This is a genomic window from Streptomyces sp. NRRL F-6492 (genome assembly GCF_001280125.1).
Lineage (GTDB): Bacteria > Actinomycetota > Actinomycetes > Streptomycetales > Streptomycetaceae > Streptomyces.
The window spans coordinates 1-23509 of record NZ_LGEG01000002.1 but is presented as its reverse complement, the minus strand read 5'-3'; the positions used below and the strand labels follow the sequence as shown (position 1 = coordinate 23509).

General features: G+C 74.1%; 19 protein-coding genes. 4 read left to right on the top strand and 15 right to left on the bottom strand.

Annotated features, from left to right (window positions below; all coding sequences use genetic code 11):
• Nucleotides 1-31: 31 nt before the first annotated feature.
• The 9 genes from ADL08_RS01255 to ADL08_RS01215 all read right to left on the bottom strand — a co-directional run bounded on the left by ADL08_RS01255 (nucleotide 32) and on the right by ADL08_RS01215 (nucleotide 11030).
• Nucleotides 32-1324, bottom strand: coding sequence for a pseudouridine synthase (locus ADL08_RS01255; protein ID WP_053640129.1), 1293 nt, complete (start codon nucleotides 1322-1324; stop codon nucleotides 32-34).
• Complete coding sequence (scpB, locus tag ADL08_RS01250; protein WP_078967910.1) at nucleotides 1324-1941, bottom strand: SMC-Scp complex subunit ScpB; 618 nt, start codon at nucleotides 1939-1941, stop codon at nucleotides 1324-1326. Before scpB ends, ADL08_RS01255 begins: the two co-directional genes overlap by 1 nt.
• Nucleotides 1938-3206, bottom strand: coding sequence for a segregation and condensation protein A (locus ADL08_RS34965; protein ID WP_078967909.1), 1269 nt, complete (start codon nucleotides 3204-3206; stop codon nucleotides 1938-1940). Before ADL08_RS34965 ends, scpB begins: the two co-directional genes overlap by 4 nt.
• Nucleotides 3207-3251: 45 nt before the next feature.
• Complete coding sequence (locus ADL08_RS01240; protein WP_199836926.1) at nucleotides 3252-3749, bottom strand: hypothetical protein; 498 nt, start codon at nucleotides 3747-3749, stop codon at nucleotides 3252-3254.
• Nucleotides 3734-4759 carry a ParA family protein gene (locus tag ADL08_RS01235; RefSeq protein ID WP_030212665.1) on the bottom strand — a complete coding sequence of 342 codons (1026 nt, stop codon included), beginning with the start codon at nucleotides 4757-4759 and terminating at the stop codon, nucleotides 3734-3736. Before ADL08_RS01235 ends, ADL08_RS01240 begins: the two co-directional genes overlap by 16 nt.
• A 449-nt stretch (nucleotides 4760-5208) precedes the next feature.
• A complete protein-coding gene (gene ald, locus ADL08_RS01230; RefSeq protein WP_053640126.1) occupies nucleotides 5209-6324 on the bottom strand; it encodes an alanine dehydrogenase in 1116 nt (371 codons plus the stop codon).
• A gap of 148 nt (nucleotides 6325-6472) precedes the next feature.
• Nucleotides 6473-8458 carry a tetratricopeptide repeat protein gene (locus ADL08_RS01225; protein ID WP_053640125.1) on the bottom strand — a complete coding sequence of 662 codons (1986 nt, stop codon included), beginning with the start codon at nucleotides 8456-8458 and terminating at the stop codon, nucleotides 6473-6475.
• A gap of 202 nt (nucleotides 8459-8660) precedes the next feature.
• A complete protein-coding gene (locus ADL08_RS01220; RefSeq protein ID WP_053640124.1) occupies nucleotides 8661-9287 on the bottom strand; it encodes an NUDIX domain-containing protein in 627 nt (208 codons plus the stop codon).
• A 93-nt stretch (nucleotides 9288-9380) separates the two neighbouring features.
• Nucleotides 9381-11030, bottom strand: a complete 1650-nt coding sequence (locus tag ADL08_RS01215) for a CTP synthase (protein WP_053640123.1) — start codon at nucleotides 11028-11030, stop codon at nucleotides 9381-9383.
• Nucleotides 11031-11543: 513 nt separating this feature from the next.
• Between ADL08_RS01215 and ADL08_RS01210 the strand changes: the two genes are divergently transcribed.
• The 3 genes from ADL08_RS01210 (at nucleotide 11544) to ADL08_RS01200 (ending at nucleotide 16689) form a co-directional block, all read left to right on the top strand.
• Nucleotides 11544-13346, top strand: coding sequence for a glycoside hydrolase family 15 protein (locus ADL08_RS01210; protein ID WP_053640122.1), 1803 nt, complete (start codon nucleotides 11544-11546; stop codon nucleotides 13344-13346).
• A gap of 150 nt (nucleotides 13347-13496) precedes the next feature.
• Nucleotides 13497-14888: an FAD-binding oxidoreductase gene (locus ADL08_RS01205; RefSeq protein WP_053640121.1), complete on the top strand. Its 1392-nt coding sequence runs from the start codon at nucleotides 13497-13499 to the stop codon at nucleotides 14886-14888.
• 172 nt (nucleotides 14889-15060) lie between these two features.
• Nucleotides 15061-16689, top strand: a complete 1629-nt coding sequence (locus tag ADL08_RS01200) for a PucR family transcriptional regulator (RefSeq protein WP_053640120.1) — start codon at nucleotides 15061-15063, stop codon at nucleotides 16687-16689.
• 7 nt (nucleotides 16690-16696) lie between these two features.
• Here ADL08_RS01200 and ADL08_RS01195 read toward each other — a convergent pair whose 3' ends face one another.
• The 5 genes from ADL08_RS01195 to ADL08_RS37815 all read right to left on the bottom strand — a co-directional run bounded on the left by ADL08_RS01195 (nucleotide 16697) and on the right by ADL08_RS37815 (nucleotide 22004).
• Entirely contained in the window at nucleotides 16697-17776 is a 1080-nt protein-coding gene (locus tag ADL08_RS01195) for a glycosyltransferase family 4 protein (RefSeq protein ID WP_078967908.1), read from the bottom strand.
• A gap of 333 nt (nucleotides 17777-18109) precedes the next feature.
• Nucleotides 18110-19858: a DNA repair protein RecN gene (recN, locus tag ADL08_RS01190; protein ID WP_053640119.1), complete on the bottom strand. Its 1749-nt coding sequence runs from the start codon at nucleotides 19856-19858 to the stop codon at nucleotides 18110-18112.
• A gap of 111 nt (nucleotides 19859-19969) precedes the next feature.
• Nucleotides 19970-20893 (bottom strand): NAD kinase, encoded by a 924-nt coding sequence (locus ADL08_RS01185; RefSeq protein WP_053640118.1) that lies wholly within the window; start codon nucleotides 20891-20893, stop codon nucleotides 19970-19972.
• Nucleotides 20890-21705, bottom strand: a complete 816-nt coding sequence (locus tag ADL08_RS01180) for a TlyA family RNA methyltransferase (protein ID WP_053640117.1) — start codon at nucleotides 21703-21705, stop codon at nucleotides 20890-20892. Before ADL08_RS01180 ends, ADL08_RS01185 begins: the two co-directional genes overlap by 4 nt.
• Nucleotides 21621-22004, bottom strand: coding sequence for a hypothetical protein (locus tag ADL08_RS37815; protein WP_078967907.1), 384 nt, complete (start codon nucleotides 22002-22004; stop codon nucleotides 21621-21623). Before ADL08_RS37815 ends, ADL08_RS01180 begins: the two co-directional genes overlap by 85 nt.
• A gap of 42 nt (nucleotides 22005-22046) precedes the next feature.
• Between ADL08_RS37815 and ADL08_RS01170 the strand changes: the two genes are divergently transcribed.
• Nucleotides 22047-22394, top strand: a complete 348-nt coding sequence (locus tag ADL08_RS01170; protein WP_053640116.1) for an SCP2 sterol-binding domain-containing protein — start codon at nucleotides 22047-22049, stop codon at nucleotides 22392-22394.
• Here ADL08_RS01170 and ADL08_RS01165 read toward each other — a convergent pair.
• Nucleotides 22383-23219 carry an ABC transporter ATP-binding protein gene (locus ADL08_RS01165; protein ID WP_053640115.1) on the bottom strand — a complete coding sequence of 279 codons (837 nt, stop codon included), beginning with the start codon at nucleotides 23217-23219 and terminating at the stop codon, nucleotides 22383-22385. The two genes, ADL08_RS01170 and ADL08_RS01165, sit on opposite strands and share 12 nt — an antisense overlap.
• Between the last annotated feature and the right edge of the window lie 290 nt (nucleotides 23220-23509).

Sequence of the window (23509 nt, the reverse complement as noted above, 5' to 3'; positions counted from 1 at the left end):
CGGGCCCCTTCGTACGGACGCCTGGGAGGCGTTACATGCCGACTTCCTTCATCAGCATGCCGACCTCCGTGTTGGTCAGGCGGCGCAGCCAGCCCGACTTCTGGTCGCCCAGGGAGATCGGGCCGAAGGCGGTGCGGACCAGCTTCTCGACCGGGAAGCCCGCCTCGGCCAGCATCCGGCGCACGATGTGCTTGCGGCCCTCGTGCAGGGTGACCTCGACCAGGTAGTTCTTGCCGGTCTGCTCGACCACGCGGAAGTGGTCGGCGCGGGCGTAGCCGTCCTCCAGCTGGATGCCGTCCTTGAGCCGCCGGCCGACCTCGCGGGGCAGCGGGCCGGTGATGGCGGCCAGGTACGTCTTCTTCACGCCGTACTTCGGGTGCGTGAGGCGGTGGGCCAGCTCGCCGTGGTTGGTGAGCAGGATGATGCCCTCGGTCTCCGTGTCGAGCCGGCCGACGTGGAAGAGCCGGGTCTCGCGGTTGGTGACGTAGTCGCCGAGGCACTGGCGGCCGTCCGGGTCCTCCATGGTGGAGACGACGCCGGCGGGCTTGTTCAGCGCGAAGAAGAGGTGCGACTGGGTGGCGACGGTCAGGCCGTCCACCTTGATCTCGTCCTTCTCCGGGTCGACGCGCTTGCCCTGCTCCAGGACGATCTCGCCGTTGACCTCGACGCGGGCCTGCTCGATGAGCTCCTCGCAGGCGCGGCGCGAGCCCATGCCGGCGCGGGCGAGGACCTTCTGCAGCCGCTCGCCCTCCTGCTCGGCGCCGGGGAAGGTCTTGGGGGTCTTGATCTCGGGCCGGTTCTCGTACCGGTCCCGGTTGCGCTGCTCGATCTTGGCGTCGAGCTCGCGCGAGCGGGCCGGGGCCTGCCGCTGCCCGTGCGGGCCGCGGCGGGGCGGGGTGCCGCCCTGCGGGGCCTTGGGGCCGCCCTTGGCGCCGCCGCGGGCCGCGGAGCCGCGACCCTTCTTCGGAGCGTCGGCGGGCGGGCTCACGTCGTAGGAGCGCTCCTCGGGACGGGGCCGGCGGGGGTTGCCCGGACGCTTCTGGTCGTCACGGCCGCCGCCCTGGTAGCCGCCGCCGGAGCCGCCGCCCTGGTAGCCGCCGCCACCGGAGCCGCCGCCACGGTGGCCACCGCCACCGGAGCCGCTGCCGCCGCCCCGGTAGCCGCCACCGCCGCCGGCGCCGCCACCGGAGCCCCGGTAGCCGCCGCCACCGCCGGCGCCGCTGCCGCCACGGCCGCCACCGCTGCTGCCGCCGCGGCCGCCGCTGTTGCCACCACGGCTCCCGCCGTTGTTTCCGCTGCTGTTCCTGCCGCTGCTGCTTCGCATCAAAGTTCCGTCTTGTCGTCTACGTCTGCGTCGGGTTCGAACGACGGAACGCCTTCGAGGGAGTCCGGCTCGACCGCCTCCGCCTCGGGGAGGAAGGGCGCGAGCTCGGGGAGTTCGTCCAGGCCGCGCAGGCCCATCCGCTCCAGGAAGTAGTTCGTCGTCCTGTACAGGATCGCACCTGTTTCGGGTTCCGCGCCCGCCTCCTCCACCAGACCCCGCTGGAGGAGGGTCCGCATCACGCCGTCGCAGTTGACGCCGCGGACCGCGGAGACGCGGGAACGGCTGACCGGCTGGCGGTACGCGACGACCGCGAGGGTCTCCAGGGCCGCCTGGGTGAGCCGGGCCTGCCGGCCCTCCAGGACGAAGGCCTCGACGGCCGGGGCGTAGGCGGGGCGGGTGTAGTAGCGCCAGCCCCCGGCGACCCGGCGCAGCTCGAAGCCGCGGCCCTGGGCGGTGTACTCGTCGGCCAGCTCGCGCAGGGCGTCGGCGATCTCCCCGGGGGCGCGGCCGAGGACCCCGGCGAGGTGGGCCTCGGTGGCGGGCTCGTCGACCACCATGAGGACGGCTTCGAGGGAGGGCTTGAGGTCGGTGTCGACGTCGGTGCCGGGGTCGCTCACGCGCGGGCCTCCGCTTCCTGTTCCTGTCCGGTTTCCTGGTCGAACTCGTCGGTGACCCGGGTCTCGCCGTCCCCGCCGGTCCAGGAGACCGTGAGGTCGCCCAGGGCGGTCTCCTGGTCGAGGGCGACGGCCCGCTCCCGGTAGAGCTCCAGGAGGGCGAGGAAGCGGGCGACGACGGTGAGGGTGTCGCCGGCGTCCTCGATCAGCTCCCGGAAGGCCGCCGTGCCGCGCTCGCGCAGCAGGGCGGCGACCACGGCGGCCTGCTCGCGGACGCTGACGAGGGGGGCGTGGATGTGCTCGACGTACACCTGCGGCTCGGCCCGGGGCTGCATGGCCTTGACGGCCAGCCCGGCGAGGCCCTCCGCGCCGATGGAGAGGACGACCTCGGGGAGCAGCTCGGCGTGGTGCGGTTCGAGTCCGACGGTACGGGGGTGGCGGCGGCCCTCGTCCTCCCACCGCCCTTCGAGGATCGCGGCGACCCGCTTGTACGCGCGGTACTGGAGGAGCCGGGCGAAGAGCAGGTCGCGGGCCTCCAGGAGGGCGAGGTCGGCCTCGTCCTCCACCTCGGCGGCGGGCAGCAGCCGGGCGGTCTTGAGGTCGAGCAGGGTGGCCGCGACGACCAGGAACTCGGTGGTCTGGTCGAGGTCCCCGTCCGGCCCGAGGGCGCGCAGGTGCGCCATGAACTCGTCGGTGACCCGGGAGAGGGCGACCTCGGTGACGTCGAGCTTGTGCTTGGTGATCAGCTGGAGCAGCAGGTCGAAGGGCCCCTCGAAGTTCGCGAGCCGCACGGTGAACCGCCCGCCGGCGTCACCGGGACCGGCGCCGCCGGGGTCTCCCCCGGTCCCGCCACCGGCCGGTCCGGGCTCGGCGCGGCCCGGTCCGGCATCGCCACCGGCCCCCTCGGCGCCGCCGCTCCCGGCGGCCGAGGGCGTCCCGGCGGCGGCCGGGGACTCGTGGGCGGCCTCCGGGCGCTCCCCGAAGACCGGGGGCCCTCCCCCGGTCCCCGCCGCCGCGGAGCCGGCCTCCCCGGCAGCGGCCGGGCGGTCCTCACCGGCGCCCGGCTCCGCGAGCGCGGGGTGCTCGGCGGCGGGTCGCGGGAGTTCCCGGGCGGCCTCGGAAGCCGGTACGGCCGTCCCGGGGGCACCGGCGGCCCGTCCGGCCGTCACCGGGGTTCCGGGGGCGCCGGCCCCCGCCCCCGCGCCCCCGCCGCGGCCCAGAGCGCGGCGGCGGGGCGGGCGGGACGTTTCGTCAGGGGCGTGGTGCATGGAGGTCCAGGGGGAGCGGAGAGCGCGGCAGCCCGCAGGCTACCGTCAGCGGCCGCGCAGACGGCGCACGAGGATGCTCGCGTCGCCGCGGGACTCCAGGTCCGCCAGGACGACCGCGACGGCCTCCCGGACGATCCGGCCCCGGTCGACGGCGAGGCCGTGCTCGCCGCGCAGCACGAGCCGGGCGTGCTCCAGGTCCATCAGCTCCTCGGCGGAGACGTAGACCGTGATCTTCTCGTCGTGGCGCTCGCGGCCGCTGGGCCGCCGGCTCGCGGTGCGGCCACCGCCGCGCCGCCGGGGGGCGGCGGCCTGGGCGGGGGTGGCGGCCTGGGCCGTCTTCTCGGTCTCGGAGGACGTCCGGGCGCGCGGTTCCGCCGCCTCGGAGTCCGCCGCCGTGTGCTCCGCGGAGCCCTCGGCGGCGGCCGGGTCGCTCTCACCCGCCGGTGCCGGAACGGCCCGGCGGGGTGAGGACGCCTGGAGCGCCGTGCCCCCGGTCGTACGGAAGAGTTCGTCGGCGCCGGGCAGACTCACTCGGCGTGACACCGGGCGAGCACCTCCCTGGCGAGCTGGCGGTAGGCGGCGGCGCCCACGGAGTTGGAGGCGTACGTCGTGATGGGCTCGCCGGCGACCGTGGTCTCCGGGAAGCGCACGGTCCGCCCGATGACCGTGTGGTACACGTGGTCGTCGAAGGCCTCGACGACGCGCGCGAGCACCTCACGGCTGTGCACGGTCCGGGAGTCGTACATCGTGGCGAGGATGCCGTCGAGCTCCAGCTCGGGGTTGAGCCGCTCCTGGACCTTCTCGATGGTCTCGGTCAGCAGGGCGACGCCGCGCAGCGCGAAGAACTCGCACTCCAGCGGCACGATGACCTTGTGAGCGGCCGTCAGGGCGTTCACGGTCAGCAGGCCGAGCGAGGGCTGACAGTCGATCACGATGTAGTCGTAGTCGTTCATCAGCGGCTTCAGGGCGCGCTGGAGCGTGGACTCGCGCGCGACCTCGCTGACGAGCTGGACTTCGGCCGCCGAGAGGTCGATGTTGCTCGGCAGCAGGTCCATGTTGGGCACGGCGGTCTTGAGGAGGACCTCGTCCGCCGACATGCCCCGCTCCATGAGCAGGTTGTAGACGGTGAGGTCGAGCTCCATCGGGTTCACGCCGAGGCCGACCGACAGGGCTCCCTGCGGGTCGAAGTCGACGAGCAGGACCCGCCGCCCGTACTCGGCGAGCGCGGCGCCCAGGTTGATGGTCGACGTGGTCTTGCCGACGCCGCCCTTCTGGTTGCACATCGCGATGATCTTCGCGGGTCCGTGGTCGGTGAGCGGGCCCGGGATCGGGAAGTACGGCAGGGGCCGTCCGGTCGGGCCGATCCGCTCGCGGCGCTGGCGTGCGGCGTCGGGCGCGAGGGTGGCCGCGTACTCCGGATCGGGCTCGTACTCGGCGTCGGGGTCGTAGAAGTGCCCCTCGGGCACCTCGTCGTAGGCGGCGAAGTGGGTGGACTCTCGGCCCATCTCGTTGCCGGCCGTGGCGTTCACGTGTAGGCCGTCCATCGTCTTCATCGTGTGGGCTGTCGTCATGGGCTGGTGCGTCGCGAAGGTCCGCACCGCGACGGAGCCGATCGGGGCGCCCGGCGCACCGCTCCCGGGAGTAAATGTCGACTCATTCACAAGTCGTCTTACCTCCTTGGGTGTGACCAGGAACATTTATCGATAGGTCAGCGTGGCACCATGCCGACGGTTGGCGACTCTATGGCGTGTCACCGGTCCGCAGCAACACAATCCGCCGGACCCGGCCCGATGTGTCGGCATCCGAACACCCCTCTGTCAAGGGCGCGCGGCCACGCATCCGTGCGTTTCGGGGGTGTGCGAAACGGTTAAAGAGTTACGTTCGCCGCGAGTTGCCCGAACGTTTCGGCGTGGCCGGAGACACAGCCGGCCGGACCTTGTCGAACAAGGTCCGGCCGGGTGCGTGGTATTGACGGCACGCGTTGACGGCGGTGCCGCGGGGGTCAGCCCAGGAGGCTGTTCAGCTCGACGTGCTCGAGGCCGTGCGCCTCGGCGACCTCCTTGTAAACCACCTTGCCGTCATGGGTGTTGAGGCCCAGGGCGAGGGCGGCGTCGCGGCGCAGGGCCTCGGCCCAGCCGTTGTTCGCCAGCGACACGATGTAGGGCAGCGTGGCGTTGGTGAGGGCGTAGGTGGAGGTGTTCGGGACCGCGCCGGGCATGTTGGCGACGCAGTAGAAGACCGAGTCGTGGACCCGGAAGGTCGGCTCGGCGTGGGTGGTCGGGTGCGAGTCCTCGAAGCAGCCGCCCTGGTCGATCGCGATGTCGACAAGGACACTTCCGGGCTTCATCTTGGCGACGAGCTCGTTGGTGACCAGCTTCGGGGCCTTGGCGCCCGGGATGAGGACGGCGCCGATGACGAGGTCGGCCTCGACGACGGCCTTCTCCAGCTCGAAGGCGTTGGACACGATCGTCTGCACCTTGGTGCCGAAGATCTTGTCGGCCTCGCGGAGCTTGTTGATGTCCTTGTCGAGCAGGGTCACGTGGAAGCCCATGCCGACGGCGATCTGGGTGGCGTTCCAGCCGGAGACGCCGCCTCCGATGACGACGGCCCGGCCGGCGTGGGTGCCGGGGACGCCGCCGGGCAGGACGCCGCGGCCGCCGGCCGAGCGCATCAGGTGGTAGGCGCCGACCTGCGGGGCGAGGCGGCCCGCGACCTCGGACATCGGGGCGAGCAGCGGGAGCGCGCGGCCGGCGGTCTCGACGGTCTCGTACGCGATGGCGGTGGTGCCGGAGGCGAGCAGCGCGTCGGTGCACTCGCGGGAGGCGGCGAGGTGCAGGTAGGTGAAGAGGGTCTGGTCCTTGCGGAGGCGGTGGTACTCCTCCGCGATCGGCTCCTTGACCTTGAGCAGCAGGTCGGCGATGGCCCAGACCTCGTCGGCGGTGGGGAGGATGACGGCGCCGGCGGCGACGTACTCCACGTCCGTGATCGAGGAGCCGACGCCGGCGTTCTGCTCGACGAAGACCTGGTGGCCGTGGCGGACGAGCTCGTGGACACCCGCGGGGGTGATGGCCACGCGGAACTCGTTGTTCTTGACCTCGCGGGGGATGCCGACCTTCATCGTCGATCACGGTCCTTGAATCAGGGAGGGATAACTGGCGCACTGCGATACATACCCGGATGCATCGCGGCACACCGGGGCAGACCACGTTCGAACGCGGCAGAACCAGTCTAATGAAGGAGTTCCCGCTGTCTAGCCTTTCAAAGTACTAATCTTCGACGGAGCCACTGCGGATTTCGTAGGCGGATGGTTCCGTTTCCAGCAGTCTCTCCGCTCCGGCCCGGTGCAGCCGGGCCGCCGCCGGGTCGCCGAGCCGGTCGAGGGTGTCGGCGAGCCTGAGCCGGAGCGCCGCCTGGAGCCGGGTGTCCTGGGCCCGGCGGGCCCACTCCACCGCCTCCTCGCAGGTCCGCAGGGACTCCTCGGGCCGCCCCGCGTATTCCTGTACCCGGGCCGCCTCGCTCAACGCCCGCGCGTAGCCCGGGAGATCGGAGAGCCTGCGGTAGCCCGCGGCGGCGGCCCGCCAGTTCCGCAGGGCCTCCCCGTACCGCCCGGCGTAGGTCTGCACGGCGCCGAGGCGGGCGTACAGCCGGGCCTGGTCGGCGCGCTCGTCCCGGGCGAGGCGCTGGGCGAGGGCCCGTCCGTACCAGTCGCCGGCCCGCTGCCAGTCCCCCAGCTCCTGATAGGAGCCACCTACGGATTCCATCGCCCGACCGGTCGCGTACGGGTCATTTGCTGCGCGTCCGGCATCCAAAGCCGACCGATATCGCAGCAGAGCCTCCTTCGTCCTGCCGGTGCGGGCGTCGAGGTCGGCCAGGTTGAGCAGGGCGGCGGCCCGCTCGCGGTGCAGTCCGCGCCGCTCGGCCACGTCCAGGACGAGCCGGTGCAGTCCGTACAGCTCGGGGGCGGCGGCCTCGGCGCCCCGGTGCGCGGCGAGCGCCCTGACCAGGGAGGCGATCAGCCGGCGGGCCAGGGTGTCGATCTCCCCGTCGGCGACGGCGAGGCGGGCGGAGGCGAGCAGGACCGGCCGCCGGGATTCCAGCCAGGCGGCCCCGGCGGCGGCGTTCGGGAAGCGCAGGGCCCGCGGCAGCCCGGACAGCTTCTTGCGGGCGGGCGAGCCCTCGGGCTCGGCGACCGCGCGGCAGGACTGCAGGAGCCGTACGGTCCGCTCCAGCATCCGGGCCCGGGCGAGCTGCACCTCGGCGGGCCGGTCGTGCTCCTCCAGGCGGGCGCGGAGGAGGGGGACGAGATGGCCGCGCACCTCGTACTGCCCGTCCTCGACGGCCGAGACGAGTCCCAGGGCCTCGAAGTCGGCGAGGGTGGTGGCGGCCGCCGAGACCGAGCAGCCGGCCAGGGCGGAGGCGGTGTGGGCGTCGGCCCTGCCGAGCGGGGCGAGGGCGAGGAACCGCAGTATCCGGGCGGCGGTGGCGGGCAGCCCCTCGTGGGCGAGCAGGAAGGCCCGGGTGAGGGGGTCGCCGCTCAGGCCGTGCAGCCGCTTGGCGAGGTCGGCGACGGAGGCCTTGGGGTGGGTGGAGAGCCAGCCGCCGGCGAGGACGACCGCGGCGGGCAGCCCCCCGCACTCCTCGACGAGGGTCTCGGCGGCCTGCGGGTCGACGGTGACGCGGACGGAGCCGGTGAAGGAGGTGAGCAGCTCGATGGCCGACTTGGGGTCGAGTCCGCCGAGGGTGCAGGGCCGTACGTCGGGGATGCCGGTGAGCGGCCCCGCGGCGACCCCGATCACCAGGCTGCCGGGCTCGTCGGGGATCAGCGGGTCCGCCTGCTCGGCGTCCACGGCGTCGTCGAGGATCAGGACGGCCCGGCGCCCGGCGAAGGCGCCGCGGACCAGTTCGGTCAGCTCGTCCTCGGCGGCGCCGGGGGGTTCGGCGACCCCGAGGGCGGCCAGCAGCTCCTGGGCGGCCCGGCCGGTGGGGACGGGCTCGCCGCCGGGCTCGGTGAGCCGGGCGCGGAAGATCCCGTCGGGGTACCGGTCGGCGACCGCGGCGGCCAGCTCCTCGGCGAGGGCAGTGCGTCCGGAGCCCGGTCTGCCGGCGACGAGCAGGACGCGGGCGCGGGGCGCCTTGCGGCCGGTGAGGGTGTCGAGCCCGGTCCGTTCGATGTCGGCGCGCAGGGCCTTCAACTCGCGCTGGCGGCCGGAGAACCGCCCGCTGCCGGTTGCCGCCACCGCCTGATCCGTCACGGGCCACGCTCCCGTCCACTGCGCACGAGCCGATCCCGCCGGAGGGGCTCCGGGCGGGCGTTTCCGAGCGTAGTTCAGGGCGGGACGCGTACCCGGCGGAGCAGGGCGGACACATCCCCCGATCGGATCAGCAGATGGTCACACCGGGCATCGCATCCGCCCTCCGCCTCCTGCCTCCCGCCCCGCTCCGCCCGGCCGGGGCCTACGCCCCGAAGGGGCGGGCCGGCCAGGGCGCCTCGGCCGGGCGGAGGGCGTCCAGACCGTCGCCGGCGCGCGCGGCGGCCAGCGAGAGGATGCCCAGGACCAGGCAGTTGTTGTGCAGGTCGCCCGCGAGGACACCGCGCACGAGGTCCGCGAGCGGCACCCGCGCCGTCTCCATGTCGGCCTCCTCCTCGGACACCTCGAAGCGGTCCCCCTCCGCCTCCGCGAGGTCCCGCGCGAGGAAGATCCGTACGGCCTCGTCGGTGCCGCCCGGCGAGGTGTAGACGTCGGTCAGGACCCGCCAGTCACCGGCCTTGACGTGCGCCTCCTCGTACAGCTCGCGCCGGGCGGCGTGCAGCGGGTTCTCGCCGGGCACGTCGAGCAGCCCGGCCGGGATCTCCCAGAGCTTCTGCCGCACCGGGTGCCGGTACTGCTTGATCAGCAGGACCCGGTCCTCCTCGTCCAGGGCCAGGACGGCCACCGAGCCGGGGTGGACCTGGTAGTCGCGGCGCGCGACCTCGCCGTCCGGCATGACCACGTCGTCCGTGCGGACACTCGTCTTCTTTCCCCGGAAGGGGGTCGCCGTCGCGGCGATCCGCCACTCCTGCGGGGTGTCCTGCAACTCCATCAGCTGTCCTCCCGTACACGAACACGCACACACACGAAAGCCGGGGCGCGGGACCCGAAGGGCCCGCGCCCCGGCAACGTTAACGCCTGCGTCCTACTTGCCCGTCTTGCGCTCCACCGCGGCCTTCACCAGGCCCGCGAAGAGCGGGTGCGGGCGGGTCGGGCGGGAGCGGAGCTCCGGGTGCGCCTGGGTGGCGACCAGGTAGGGGTGGATCTCGCGCGGGTACTCGACGTACTCGACGAGCTTGTTGTCCGGGGAGGTGCCGGAGAAGACCAGACCGGCCTTCTTCTCCAGCTCCGCGCGGTACGCGTTGTTCACCTCGTAGCGGTGGCGGTGGCGCTCCTCGACGTACGGCTCGTCGCCGTAGACCTCGCGGACGATCGAGCCCTCGGCGAGCTTCGCGGGGTAGAGGCCCAGGCGCATCGTTCCGCCCAGGTCGCCCGCGCCCTCGACGTACGCCAGCTGCTCCTCCATCGTGGAGACGACGGGGTGCGCGGTGGCCGGGTCGAACTCGGTGGAGTTGGCCTCGGGGATGCCGGCCAGGTTCCGGGCCGCCTCGATGACGATGCACTGGAGGCCGAGGCAGATGCCGAGCAGCGGGACCTTGTGCTCGCGGGCGTACTGGATCGCGCCGACCTTGCCGCTCACGCCGCGGTCGCCGAAGCCGCCGGGGACGAGGATCGCGTCGACGTCGCCGAGCTGCTTCTCGGCGCCCGCCGGGGTCTTGCACTCGTCGGAGGTGACCCACTTGACCTTGACCCGGGCCTTGTTGGCGAAGCCGCCGGCCCGCATGGCCTCGGTGACCGACAGATAGGCGTCGGGCAGGTCGATGTACTTGCCGACGAGCGCGACGGTGACCTCGTGCTCCGGGTTGTGGACGCGGTCCAGGAGGTCCTCCCAGACGGTCCAGTCCACGTCGCGGAAGGGCAGGTCGAGCTTGCGGACGACGTAGGCGTCCAGGCCCTCGGTGTGCAGCACCTTCGGGATGTCGTAGATCGACTTGGCGTCGATGGCGGCGACCACGGCGGCCTCGTCGACGTCGCACATCAGCGAGATCTTGCGCTTGATGGCGGTGGGGACCTCGCGGTCGGCGCGCAGCACGATCGCGTCGGGCTGGATGCCGATGTTGCGCAGGGCGGCGACCGAGTGCTGGGTCGGCTTGGTCTTCAGCTCGCCGGACGGGCCGATGTAGGGCAGCAGCGAGATGTGCACGACGAAGACGTTGTCGCGGCCGACCTCGTGGCGGACCTGGCGGACGGTCTCCAGGAAGGGCAGGGACTCGATGTCGCCGACGGTGCCGCCGACCTCGGTGATGACCACGTCGACGTCGTCGGTCGCCATGCGGCGGATCCGGGACTTGATCTCGTTGGTGATGTGCGGGATGACCTGCACGGTGTCGCCCAGGTACTCGCCGCGCCGCTCCTTGGCGATGACCTGCGAGTAGACCTGGCCGGTGGTGACGTTGGCCGAGCCGTCGAGGTCGACGTCGAGGAAGCGCTCGTAGTGGCCGATGTCCAGGTCGGTCTCGGCGCCGTCGTTGGTGACGAACACCTCGCCGTGCTGGAACGGGTTCATGGTGCCGGGGTCGACGTTCAGGTACGGGTCGAGCTTCTGCATCGTGACCCGCAGGCCCCGCGCCTTGAGGAGCGCACCCAGGCTGGAGGCGGTCAGGCCCTTGCCGAGGGAGGAGGCGACACCCCCGGTGACGAAGATGTGCTTGGTCGTCGTGGTGTTGGGCGGCATCGCCAAGAGGGGGCTCCCGTGGTCGCGTTCTGGAGGTGCGTACCGGCGTCCCCTCCGGAAGAATCGGGGGGTGCCGTCGCTGCGGTTGCGGGGTCCTCGGCTGTCGCCGTTTCCCACCGGTCCACGGGGTACCAGGGTATCAGCGACCCGGGGAGACCGCTTCCGGCCACACGCGGAAGCCGGGCGTTCACGGAGGGCGACGCGAGCGGGATCCGCAGGTCCGGGACGGGGAGAGGGGTGTTCACTCGATTGGAGCAACGACGTTACTGGTGTGACCAACGGGTGGCGCGGGGCGCGACGTATCCTGCTCGGACATGGCCCGCCGAGCCGGCCGGCCGACGACGCCACCGCCTGTCCCCCCGGGGCCGAACGCCCGGGGACCCATCCCGGACCGAGGCTTGTCGCAGACCCCCTGATGGCTGACACACTCGGACCCCGGCCGGCATATGCGGCCGGGCATCTGGAGCAAGCGCCCCGAGGGGCGGACATGGCCGTTCGACTGGAGTGAAGCACGTGGCCGGGCGCATCGAGGATTACGCACTCATCGGAGACATGCAGACCGCCGCCCTGGTCTGCCGGGACGGCAGCGTGGACTGGCTCTGCCTGCCCCGCTTCGACTCGCACGCGATCTTCGCGGGACTCCTCGGCACAGAGGAACACGGATTCTGGCGGGTGGCCCCCGCGGGTCCGGAGGACACCGAGCCGGCCCCCGCCGACCGGCGCCGCTACCGGGGCGACTCGCTCGTCCTGGAGTCCGAGTGGGACACCCCGCGCGGCACGGTCCGGGTGATCGACTTCATGCCCCCGCGCGACGGGGCGCCGCAGCTCGTCCGGATCGTCGAGGGCGTCTCCGGCCGGGTCCCGATGCGGTCCGCGCTGCGGATGCGGTTCAGCTACGGCCGGATCGTGCCCTGGGTGCACAAGGTCGGCGACCGCACGGTCGCGGTCGCCGGGCCCGACTCGGTGTGGCTGGACACCGCCGCCGAGACCCACGGCGAGAACCTCACCACGTACTCCGAGTTCACCGTCGGCCCCGGGGAGCGGGTCGCCCTCACGATCTCCTGGCAGCCCTCCCACAAGGAGCCCCCGGCGCTGCCGGACCCCGAGGGCGCCCTGGAGGCGACCACCGGCTTCTGGCGCGAGTGGGTCGACCACTGCACGTACCACGGCCCCTACCGGGAGGCCGTGGTCCGCTCCCTGATCACCCTGAAGGCGCTGACGTACGCGCCGACCGGCGGGATCGTCGCCGCCCCGACCACCTCGCTGCCCGAGGAGATCGGCGGCGTGCGGAACTGGGACTACCGCTACACCTGGCTGCGGGACGCGGCGATCACCCTCTCCTCGATGCTGCGCACCGGCTACCGCGAGGAGGCCCGCGCCTGGCGGGACTGGCTGCTCCGCGCCGTCGCGGGCGACCCGGAGAACCTCCAGATCATGTACGGCATCGCGGGCGAGCGCGAGCTGGGCGAGGCCGAGCTCGACTGGCTGCCGGGGTACGAGAACTCCGGCCCGGTCCGCGTCGGCAACGGCGCCGCCAACCAGCTCCAGCTGGACGTCTACGGCGAGGTCACCGAGGCCCTGCACCTGGCGCACATGACGGGCCTGTCCCGCAACGACTACGCCTCCCTGCTCCAGCTCAAGCTGATCGAGTACCTGGAGAAGAACTGGGACCAGCCCGACGAGGGCATCTGGGAGGTCCGCGGCCCGCGCCGGCACTTCGTGCACTCCAAGGTGATGGCCTGGGTGGCCGTAGACCGCACGATCAAGCTCATCGAGTCCGGGGACGCGGACGGCCCGCTGGAGCGCTGGCGGGAGCTGCGCGACGAGATCCACCGGGACGTGTGCGAGAAGGGCTACGACAAGGAGCGGAACACCTTCACGCAGTCGTACGGCTCCAAGGAGCTGGACGCCTCGCTGCTGCTGATCCCGCAGATGGGGTTCCTGCCGCCGGACGACAAGCGGGTCATCGGCACGATCGAGGCGATCCAGCGGGAGCTGTCCACGGAGGACGGCTTCGTGCTGCGCTACCCCACGGCCGGCGAGGAGGCCGGCGTCGACGGCCTGGAGGGCGACGAGGGCGCGTTCCTGGCGTGTTCCTTCTGGCTGGCCGACGACCTGGCGATGATCGGCCGGGTCGACGAGGCCCGCACCCTCTTCGAGAAGCTGCTCGCGCTCCGCAACGACCTGGGCCTCCTCGCCGAGGAGTGGGACCCGCGGCTCCAGCGCCAGGTGGGCAACTTCCCGCAGGCCTTCAGCCACGTCCCGCTGATCGACACGGCCCTGCGGCTGACGGCGAGCGGCGCCTACGGCGGCTGAGGGCGTACGGGGGCGGCCGGGGGGCACGACGCGGCCGGGCGCGATCGGCCGGGATACGACGCGGCCGGGCACGACCGGCCGGGGCGCACGGGCCGGGGGCCGGACCTACGATGAAAGGGTCCTGTCCCCCGCAAGGAAGGGGGGCATCCCATGGCTCCCCGAACGCTCGTCCCCGACAGCGCCCTGGCCGGTCTCCGGGAGGATCTGGCGGGTGAGGTCCTCGTGCCGGACGACCCCGGCTACGACGCGGCGAGGACCGTCTTCAACGGCATGATCGACCGGCGCCCGGCCGTCGTCGCCCAGTGCGCGACCCCCGAGGACGTCTCCAACGCGGTGCTCTTCGGCCGGGAGGCCGGCCTGCCGGTCGCGGTGCGCGGCGGCGGCCACGCCGTCGCCGGCACGGCGCTCAACGACGGCGGCCTGGTGGTGGACCTGCGCCGGATGCACGCGGTGGTCGCGGACCCCGAGGGCATGACGGTGCGGGTCGGGGGCGGGGCGACCATGGCGCACCTGGACCGCGCCTGCCAGCCGTTCCACCTGGCGGTGACCGGTGGGCGGGCGTCCACGACCGGGGTCGGCGGATTCACGCTCGGCGGCGGTTCGGGCTGGCTGGAGCGGCGCTTCGGCCTCGCCTGCGACAACCTGCTCTCCGCGGAGCTGGTCACCGCCGAGGGCCGGCACGTCCACGCGGACGCCGGGGAGAACCCGGAGCTGTTCTGGGCGCTGCACGGCGGCGGCGGGAACTTCGGGGTGGTGACCTCGCTGACGCTGCGGGTGCACGAACTGCCGGAGTTCTCCTTCGCGCTGCTGCTGTTCACCCCGGAGGCGGGGCCCGCGGCGGTCCGCGCGTACCGGGACGTGTTCGACGCTCCGGCGCCCGACGCGGCGGGCGGCGCGGTGCTCTGCCTGACGGCCCCGCCGGAGGACTTCGTGCCGCCGGAGCTGGTGGGGACGCCGGTCTACGCCCTGCTCACCACGTACGCCGGGCCGGAGGCGGAGCTGCGGGAGGCGGTGGCGCCGCTGCTCGCGCTCGGCCCGGCGGCGACGGTGGTGACGGAGATCCCGTACGCCGACTTCCAGTGCATGCTGGACGACCCGCCGGGACAGCGGAACTACTGGTCGGCCGAGTACCTGGACGCCTTCCCCGACGAGGCCGTGGACCGCTTCTGCGCGCGCGAGGAGGACATGCCGGTGCCCACCGGCACCCAGCACCTGGTGTTCCCGATGGGCGGGCGGGTGGCGGCCGGGCCCTCCGACCACCCGCTGCCGTGGCGCACGGCTCCGTGGGGCGTCCATCCCTTCGGGGTGTGGGAGGACCCGGCCGACGACGAGCGGGTGATCCGCTGGGTGCGGGAGGTCCGGGCCGACATGCGGCCGTGGGCGATCGGCGCCGTCTACCTGAACTTCATCGGCTCCGAGGGCACGGACCGGGTGGCGGCGGGCTTCGGCGCGGAGAACGTGCGGCGACTGGCCGCGGTGAAGGCGGCGTACGACCCCGAGAACGTGTTCCGCTTCAACCACAACATCGCTCCGGCGGCCTGAGGACCGCCCGCCCGTTCCGGCCCCCTCCGCGGGTGACGCAGGACACACTCGACACATGATCGCGCAATGCCCCTCGGGGGACGACGAGTTGTCGGGTCGGTGTACGAAGTGTCCGGTGCCGTGACCGTGGGGTGATGTCGCCGGAACACGGACGCGGGTAGCGTCCCGGCCCATGGACAACCAGGGCGGAATCACCGTGCAGCGGGCCCTCGAACTCCCCGGCCTGCGCGGCGGGCTCCCGGAGGTGGTCGCCGGCGCGGACCGGCTGCACCGGACGGTGCGCTGGGTGCACGCGGGCGAGGTGCCGAACATCGCGTCGCTGCTCAAGGGCGGCGAACTGCTGCTCACCACGGGCCTCGGCCTCGGGACCCGGCCGGCCGAGCAGCGGGCCTTCGTGCGGCGGCTCGCCGACCGGGGCATCGCGGCGCTCGTGGTGGAGCTGGGGCCGCGCTTCGCCCGCCTCCCGGCGACGATCGTGGAGACCGCGCGGGCGGCGGGCCTGCCGCTGGTGCAGCTGCACCGCGAGGTGCCGTTCGTGACGGTCACGGAGGAGATCCACACCGAGATCGTCAACGGCCACTACGCCCTCCAGCGGCGGGCCGAGGAGGTCCACCGGCAGTGCACGGAGGCCCTGCTCGGCGGCGGCGGGGTCCCGCAGGTGCTGCGGATCCTCTCCGACTTCGCCGCCAACCCGGTCTTCCTGGAGACCCCCGACGGACAGCTCCTGTACGCGGCGGGCACCGCGTCCGCGCCCGCCGACCCGCTCCAGGTGTGGGACGGGCTGCGCGGCGGCCGGGCGGCCCGCGAGTCGGGCCCGCCCACCGGCACGGTCCTGGTCGACGTCCCCGGCGGCGGCCCCGGTACGGGGTCGGTGCGGGCCCGACTGGTGCTCCTGGCGGTCTCCGGCGCCCTCTCCCCCGTCCACCGGATGGCGGCCGAGCGGGCGGCCGGGCTCCTCGCGGTCGTCCTCATGCAGGCGCGGCAGGAGGAGGAGCTGGCCGCGCGCGGCCGGGGCGACTTCCTGACGGACCTGGCGGAGGGCAGGATCACCGCCGAGGACGCCCCGGCGCAGGCCCGGGTGCTCGGCTTCAAGCCGGGCGACGGCCCGCTCCTGCCGGTGGTGATGCGCCTCGCCCCGGAGCTGTCCCCCTCGGGGAACTGGGCGCTGCTCGCCCGGGCGGTCCTGGAGGAGCTCTCCTCCGTCGGCGTCCCCGTGCTGCTCGGCGTCCGCCCGGTCGAGGGCCGGGTCCCGCTCCTGCTCGGCCTGCGCTCGGAGACCGAGCGCACGGCGGTCGCGGACCGGGTCGCGGCGGCCCTGCGGGCGGGTGTGGAGCGGGCCGGCCTGGAGCGCGCGGGCACGCAGCCGCCGATGATCGTGGTGGGCGTCGCGGGCGGCTGGGCGGCGGCCTCGGCGGGCCTGCGGCACGCGGCGGAGACGGCGACGGCGGCGCAGGGCCTGTCGGACCTGCCCTGGTACGACGCGCGGCGCCTGGACATCGACCTGCTCCTGTGGCGGCTGCACTTCCACGGGGACACGGTGCTCGCGGCCTTCGTGGACCGCGCGATCGGCCCCCTCCAGGAGCACGACCGCACCTCCCGGCCGCCGCTGCTCCCCACCCTGGAGACGTATCTGGCCCACGCGGGCCGCAAGGCGGAGACGGCCCGCGAACTGCACCTCAACCGCCAGACCCTCTACAACCGGCTTGCCCGCGTCTCGGAGCTGCTGGGCACGGACCTGGACGACCCCCAGACGGTCCTGGCCCTCTCGCTCGCCCTCAGGGCCCGCCGCCACACGCCGTGACCCGTCCTCAGCGGCCCACCAGCTCGTCGTACACGCTGAGCACGTGGGCCACCGTGTCGTCCTCGGTCGGCCACGTCCCGGCCTGGACCCGGCCCGCGGCCGCCAGGTCCATCCGCCGGTCGGCGTCCTCCAGCAGGCCCCGCACCGCCGCCGCGAGGGCCGCGGAGTCGCCGTACGGCACCAGTTCGGCGGCGTCGCCGACGAGTTCCGGCACTCCGCCGACCGCCGTCGCGACGAGCGGCACGCCGAGCCGGAGCGCCTCCTGGGCGAGCGGGGAGCGGGCCTCCCAGCGGGACGGGAGGACGGCGACGTCCGCCGCCGCGAGCAGTTCGGCGACGTCCTCGCGGCTCCCGACCAGCCGGACCGGCAGGTCCTCGTCGGTGATCCGCCGCTGGAGGAGGGCCCGCTCGCGCCCCTCGCCGGCGATCACGAGGAGCGGCTGCGGGTCGAGGTCCCGCCACCGCCGGGCCGCGTCGAGCAGGGTCCGGTAGCCCCGGCCGCGTTCGAGCGCGCCGACGGCCATCAGCAACGGGCGGTCGACGGCGCCGAGTTCGGCGCGCGCCTTGCCGTCGTGGAGGCAGACCGGTCCGTGGGCGGCGGGCACGGTGACGGGGGCGAGCCGGGCGTCGCGCGCGCCGCGCCGCCGGGCCCGGTCGACCAGCTCGGAGGAGGTGGCGAGGACGACGCTCGCGGCCCGTACGGTCCGGCGTTCGAGGAGCCGGAGCACCCCGCCCCGCGCGCCCTCCGCGTGGCTCCGGGTGTGCCAGGTCGTCACGAGCGGGGCCGGCGCCCCGCCGGACAGCGCGAGCGCGGCCCGTACGGAGGCCTGGAGGCCGTGCGCGTGGACGACGTCCGCGCCGATGCAGGTGTTGCGCAGCGCGGTGACGGCGGCGGGGTCGCCGAGGCGCGGCAGGGGCACGAAGCGCGCGCCGGCGCCGAGGTAGTCGTAGGCGTGGTCGAGTTCGGGAGGGGCGCACACGGTCACCCGCACGCCCCTCGCCACCAGCCCCGAGGCGAGTGATCGGACGTGAGCGCTGCTGCCCGCGCTGCCGCCGCCCAGCACTTGGACCGTACGGAGCTGTGTCACGCGCCCAAGGATGCCAGTCCGGACCTTCGACCGTACGCACGTTCCGGCACCGAAATGGAGTCGTTCCCCTGCACGGAGGGCGCCCGACGCCGGGGCCCGCCCCACGGGTTCACTCACACGGGCGAGCGCGTGAGGAATTCGCGCGCTCCCCCCTGCGGGGCGGCGCCGTGCCCGGCCGCGCGTGCCGCGCGTACGAGCCGCCCGGTCGGGGCCGCGAGCACGGCCGACGCGCCGGGCGCGCCGCCCGGGAGCCTCCGCGGCCCCTCGTGCGCGGCCGGGGTCACCCCCGCGGCCGCCACCGACGAGGGGGACCACCAGGACGGTCCGCCGCGCTCAGCCGTCCGCCCGAGCCGTCGCGAGGAGCTCCTCCGCGTGGGCCCGGGCCGTCTCGGAGTCCTCCTGGCCCGCGAGCATCCGGGACAGCTCGCGGACCCGCTCCTCGCCCTCCAGGACGGTGACGCCGGAACGGGTCACGGAGCCGTCGTTGGTCTTCTCCACGAGCAGCTGGCGGTCGGCGAAGGCCGCGACCTGCGGGAGGTGGGTGACGACGACGACCTGCGCGGTCCTGGCGAGCTTGGCGAGGCGGCGGCCGATCTCCACGGCCGCCTTGCCGCCGACGCCCGCGTCGACCTCGTCGAAGAGGTACGTGGGCACCGGGTCGACCCCGGCGAAGACGACCTCGACGGCCAGCATCACCCGGGACAGCTCACCGCCGGACGCGCCCTTGGCGATCGGCCGCGGCGGGGCGCCGGGGTGCGGGGCGAGCAGCAGCTCGACCTCGTCGGCCCCGGACGGGCCGTACGCGACCCGCCGACCGCCGACCTCGACCCCCTCGGGGTCCTCGGTCTGCGCGAGGGAGAAGGACACGCGCGCGTGCGGCATGGCGAGCGAGGCGAGTTCGGCGGTGACGGCGGCGGCGAACCGGTCCGCCGCCTCCGTGCGCGCGTCGGTGAGCCGCTGCGCGAGCGCCGACAGCTCGTCGCGCAGCCGGTCCCGCTCGGCGGTCAGCTCCTCGACGCGGTCGTCGTCGTTGTCCAGCTCGCCGAGCCGGGCCGCGCTCTCCTCCGACCAGGCCAGGACCGCGCCGACGCCCTCCCCGTCCCCGTACTTGCGGACGAGCTGGGTGAGGGCCGCGCGCCGCTCCTCGACGGCGGCGAGCCGCAGCGGGTCGGCGTCCAGGTCGTCGGCGTACCCGGCCAGCTCGGTGGCCACGTCGGCGAGCAGGATGGAGATCTCCCCCATCCGGTCGGCGAGCGCGGCGAGCGCCGGATCGTGCGAGCGCACGGCCTCCAGCGCCCGGCTCGCACCCGCGACGAGCGTGGTCGCGTCGACGGACTCGGGGTCCTCGGGCGAGCCCGCGAGCGCGGAGTGCGCGAGCGCGGCGGCCGAGGCGAGGGCCTCGGCGTGCCCGAGCCGCTCGGCCTCGGCGGCGAGTTCGGCGTCCTCGCCGGGCAGCGGGGCGACGGCCTCGACCTCGTCGAGCCCGAAGCGCAGCAGATCGGCCTCCTGGGCGCGTTCCCTGGCCCGGGTGGTGATCTCGTCCAGCTCCGTGGTGACGGCCCGCAGCCGCCGGTACGCCTCGCCGTAGGCGACGAGCGGCACCGAGACGGCCTCGCCCGCGTACCGGTCGAGCGCGCCGCGCTGCCGGGCGGGCTTGAGCAGGCCCTGCTGGTCGGTCTGGCCGTGGACGGCGACGAGTTCGTCGGCGAGTTCGGCGAGCAGCCCGACGGGCACGGAACGCCCGCCGAGGTGGGCTCGCGAGCGCCCCTCGGCCGAGACGGTGCGGCTGACGAGCAGCACCCCCTCGTCCAGCTCGGCCCCGGCCTCCTCGGCGCGCACGGCGGCGGGCGCGCCCGGGGGCACGCTGATCCGCCCCTCGACGACGGCCGACGCCGCGCCGATCCGCACGAGCGCCGGGTCGGCCCGTCCGCCGAGCAGCAGCCCCAGACTGGTCACGACCATGGTCTTGCCCGCACCGGTCTCACCGGTCACCGCGGTGAAGCCGGGCGACAACTCGACCACAGCGTCGTCGATGACCCCGAGCGACCGTATCCGCATCTCCTCCAGCACGCCCCAGACCATACGAGGTTTCCCTGGTCCGATGCGACATCGGCCCGGCCGTAACCCTCCGGCGCGCCGCTCGTTCCCGCACCGGAGGCGGCGTGGAGGGGCCGGTCGGCGGGGAGGGGCCGGTCAGCGGGGGGCGCCCCGCCAGCCCGACACGGGGAGGGCGAACTTGGCGACGAGCCGGTCCGTGAAGGAGGCGTGGTGCAGCCGGGCGAGCCGGACCGGGACGGCGCCCCGCCGGACCTCGACCCGCGCGCCCGCCGGGAGCTCCACCGTCCGCCGTCCGTCGCACCACAGCACCCCGTGCGGGGTGTGCGGCTCGACCTCGACCGCGAGCACCGACTCGGGGGTGGTCACCAGCGGCTTGGCGAAGAGGGCGTGGGCCCCGATCGGGACCATGAGCAGCGCCTCGACCTCGGGCCAGATCACCGGCCCGCCCGCCGAGAAGGCGTACGCGGTGGAGCCCGTCGGTGTCGCGCAGATCACCCCGTCGCAGCCGAAGCCGGTCACGGGCCGTCCGTCGATCGCGAGCACGACCTCCAGCATCCGCTCCGGTGACACCTTCTGCACGGCCGCCTCGTTGAGCGCCCAGTCCCGGTGCAGGACGTCGCCGTTCTGGTACACGGTGACGTCGAGGGTCATCCGCTCCTCGACCTCGTACGCCCGGGTGACGACCCGGTCGACGACCTTGTCGAGGTCGTCGCGCTCGGCCTCCGCGAGGAAGCCGACCCGCCCCAGGTTGACGCCGAGCATCGGCACCCCGGAGGCGCGGGAGAACTCCGCGCCGCGCAGCAGGGTGCCGTCGCCGCCGAGGACGACGAGGAGTTCGCAGTCGTCGATCGCCTCCGAGCAGGCCTCCGGGACCTTCTCCACGGAGGACGGCAGCGGCAGGTCCGCCGCCTCGGCCTCCAGGACGCGGACGCCGAGCCCGGCGCGCAGCAGCCCCAGGACGACCAGTTCGGCGCTGCGCACGGCGGCCGGCCGGCCGGTGTGCGCGAGCAGGAAGACGGTGCGGGGTGCGGTCTCTGGTGGTGCTTCCGTTGAGCTCAACGAGGTCCCTCCGCCACGGCGCGGTCGACGTCCGCCGGATCCAGCGCGGGCGCCCCTGCCCGCAGCCACAGAAAGTACTCGACGTTGCCGGAGGGGCCGGGCAGCGGGCTGGCGGTGACGCCGAGGACGCCGAGTCCGAGCTCGGCGGCCCGCCGGGCCACGTTCTTCACGGCGTCGGCGCGGAGTTCGGCGGAGCGGACGACTCCGCCCGTGCCGAGCCGCTCCTTGCCCACCTCGAACTGCGGTTTCACCATGAGGACGAGGTCGGCGCCGGGCGCCGTGCAGGACGCGAGGGCGGGCAGGACGAGGCCGAGCGGGATGAAGGACAGGTCCCCGACGACCAGGTCGACGGGAACGCCGTCGAGCGCGTCCAATGTCAACTCGCGTACGTTCGTACGGTCCTTCACGGTGACCCGCTCGTCGCTCTGCAGCGACCAGGCGAGCTGCCCGTAGCCGACGTCGACGGCGACGACGTGGGCCGCGCCCGCCCGCAGCAGGACGTCGGTGAAGCCGCCGGTGGAGGCCCCGGCGTCGAGGGCGCGCCGCCCCCCGACCACGAGCCCCCGCGGTACGAAGGCCTCGAAGGCCCCGGCGAGCTTGTGGCCGCCGCGCGAGACGTAGTCGGGGTCGGAGTCGTCCTGGACGACGACGATGGCCGCGGCGGTCTCGACCTGGGTGGCGGACTTGGTGGCGACGGTCTTGCCGACGGTCACCCGGCCCGCGGCGATCAGCTGGCCGGCGTGCTCCCGCGAGCGCGCGAGCTTGCGCCGGACCAGCTCGGCGTCGAGGCGGCGGCGTGCCACTCCTGCCACGTTCTGTTCAGCTCCTGTTGTCGTACGGACGGGGGGGCGGGGTGCGCGTCGAGCGAGGTCAGCTCGTCGCGCAGGCCACGGTGTACATCCTCGTACACCTCCGGGTGCCCGTCCGCCGGGAGGGCGTCGACCTCGGTGAGGCGCGCGAGGCGGGCGTCGACGCCGGGGTGGCCGGTGAGCTCCCGGGCGACCCCGAGCGGCGCGGCCGCGGCGGGCTCGCCGGACGCTCCCCCGGAGGCCTCTCCGGCCGCTTCGTCGGTCTGGTCGTCCACCACCGGTTCCGGCGTCGCGTCGCTCATGCCCCGACGCTACCGCGAAGCCCTGGGGTACCGTCGACGGCGATGGCGACGATCACGGAGTGCCGCGGCGCACTGGACAGACTTTCCGACAATCTCGCGCGGGCCGACGGCGGCGTGCGCGGCGCGGCCGCGCTCGACCGCACCCTGAGCTGCCACGTCACCGACCTGGACACGACCTTCACGGGCCGTCTCGCGGACGGCCGGATCCGGGTGGACTCCACGGTGGAGGGCCCGCCGCCGGCCAAGGCGCAGATCCGGCTCGCGATGACCGGTGACGACCTGGTGGCGATGGTGGACGGCCGGCTGAACTTCGCGAAGGCCTGGGCCTCGGGCCGGGTCAGACTGGAGGCCGGCTTCCGCGACCTCCTGCGGCTCCGCTCACTTCTGTAGCGCGGGCCGCGCCCCGGCGGCGGTGCGCGTCCTGCGCCCGGCGGGCACGACGAGCGGCGTCCCCGTCTCCGGGTCCTCGATGACCTGGCAGCGGAGCCCGAAGACCCGCTCGACCAGCTCGGCGGTCACGACCTCGGACGGCGGCCCCTCGGCGACCACCTCGCCGGCCCGGACGGCTATGAGGTGGGTCGCGTACCGGGCCGCGTGGTTGAGGTCGTGCAGGACGGCGACGAGCGTGCGCCCCTGCGTCTCGTGCAGCTCGGCGCACAGGTCGAGGACGTCGATCTGGTGCTGGATGTCGAGGTACGTCGTCGGCTCGTCGAGCAGGAGCAGCGGGGTCTGCTGGGCGAGCGCCATGGCGATCCAGACGCGCTGGCGCTGACCGCCGGAGAGCTCGTCCACGTACCGGCCGGCCAGCTCGGCGACGCCGGTCGCCTCCATCGACTCCCGGGTGATCCGCTCGTCCTCCGGGGACCACTGCCGCAGCAGCCCCTGGTGCGGGTAGCGGCCGCGGGCGACGAGGTCGGAGACGGTGATGCCGTCGGGGGCCAGGGAGGTCTGGGGCAGCAGCCCGAGGGTCTTGGCGACCTTCTTGGCGGGCATGCTCTGGATCGACTGCCCGTCGAGCAGGACGTGCCCCTCGGCCGGCTTCAGCATCCGGGAGAGGGCGCGCAGCAGGGTGGACTTGCCGCAGGCGTTCGGCCCGACGATGACGGTGAAGGAGTTGTCGGGGATCTCGACGGACAGGTCGCGGGCGATGACCCGCTGCTCGTACGCCAGGGTGACCGCCTCCGCGCTCAGGCGCTGCTTCTGCCGACCGTCCATACCCGCGACTCCCGTCGTCCTCGTCCGTGACCGTGGTGGACGATGACGACCACGACCCAAGCGGAGTTAGGTTAGCCTACCCAACTTCTTGAGCCGTCCGGCGGCCGGACTCCTCACCGCCCCCACCGGCCGGACCCCTCACCGCCCCCACCGGCCGGACCCCTCACCGCCCCCACCGGCCGGACCCCTCACCGCTCCCATCAGCCGGACCCCTCACCGTTCCCATCAGCCGGACTCCTCACCGTTCCCATCTGCCGGGCCCTTCCCCACCCCCACCGGCCGGGCCGGGG

Excerpts from the sequence above, each read along its gene's own strand:
- ADL08_RS01205 (WP_053640121.1), top strand. The coding sequence starts at position 13,497 with ATGGCTCCCCGAACGCTCGTCCCCGACAGCGCCCTGGCCGGTCTCCGG.
- ADL08_RS01235 (WP_030212665.1), bottom strand. The coding sequence starts at position 4,759 with ATGAAGACGATGGACGGCCTACACGTGAACGCCACGGCCGGCAACGAG.
- ADL08_RS01165 (WP_053640115.1), bottom strand. The coding sequence starts at position 23,219 with ATGGACGGTCGGCAGAAGCAGCGCCTGAGCGCGGAGGCGGTCACCCTG.
- ADL08_RS01220 (WP_053640124.1), bottom strand. The coding sequence starts at position 9,287 with ATGGAGTTGCAGGACACCCCGCAGGAGTGGCGGATCGCCGCGACGGCG.
- ADL08_RS01255 (WP_053640129.1), bottom strand. The coding sequence starts at position 1,324 with ATGCGAAGCAGCAGCGGCAGGAACAGCAGCGGAAACAACGGCGGGAGC.
- ADL08_RS37815 (WP_078967907.1), bottom strand. The coding sequence starts at position 22,004 with ATGAGCGACGCGACGCCGGAACCGGTGGTGGACGACCAGACCGACGAA.
- recN (WP_053640119.1), bottom strand. The coding sequence starts at position 19,858 with ATGGTCTGGGGCGTGCTGGAGGAGATGCGGATACGGTCGCTCGGGGTC.
- ADL08_RS01200 (WP_053640120.1), top strand. The coding sequence starts at position 15,061 with ATGGACAACCAGGGCGGAATCACCGTGCAGCGGGCCCTCGAACTCCCC.
- ald (WP_053640126.1), bottom strand. The coding sequence starts at position 6,324 with ATGAAGGTCGGCATCCCCCGCGAGGTCAAGAACAACGAGTTCCGCGTG.
- ADL08_RS01215 (WP_053640123.1), bottom strand. The coding sequence starts at position 11,030 with ATGCCGCCCAACACCACGACGACCAAGCACATCTTCGTCACCGGGGGT.
- ADL08_RS01170 (WP_053640116.1), top strand. The coding sequence starts at position 22,047 with ATGGCGACGATCACGGAGTGCCGCGGCGCACTGGACAGACTTTCCGAC.
- ADL08_RS34965 (WP_078967909.1), bottom strand. The coding sequence starts at position 3,206 with ATGCACCACGCCCCTGACGAAACGTCCCGCCCGCCCCGCCGCCGCGCT.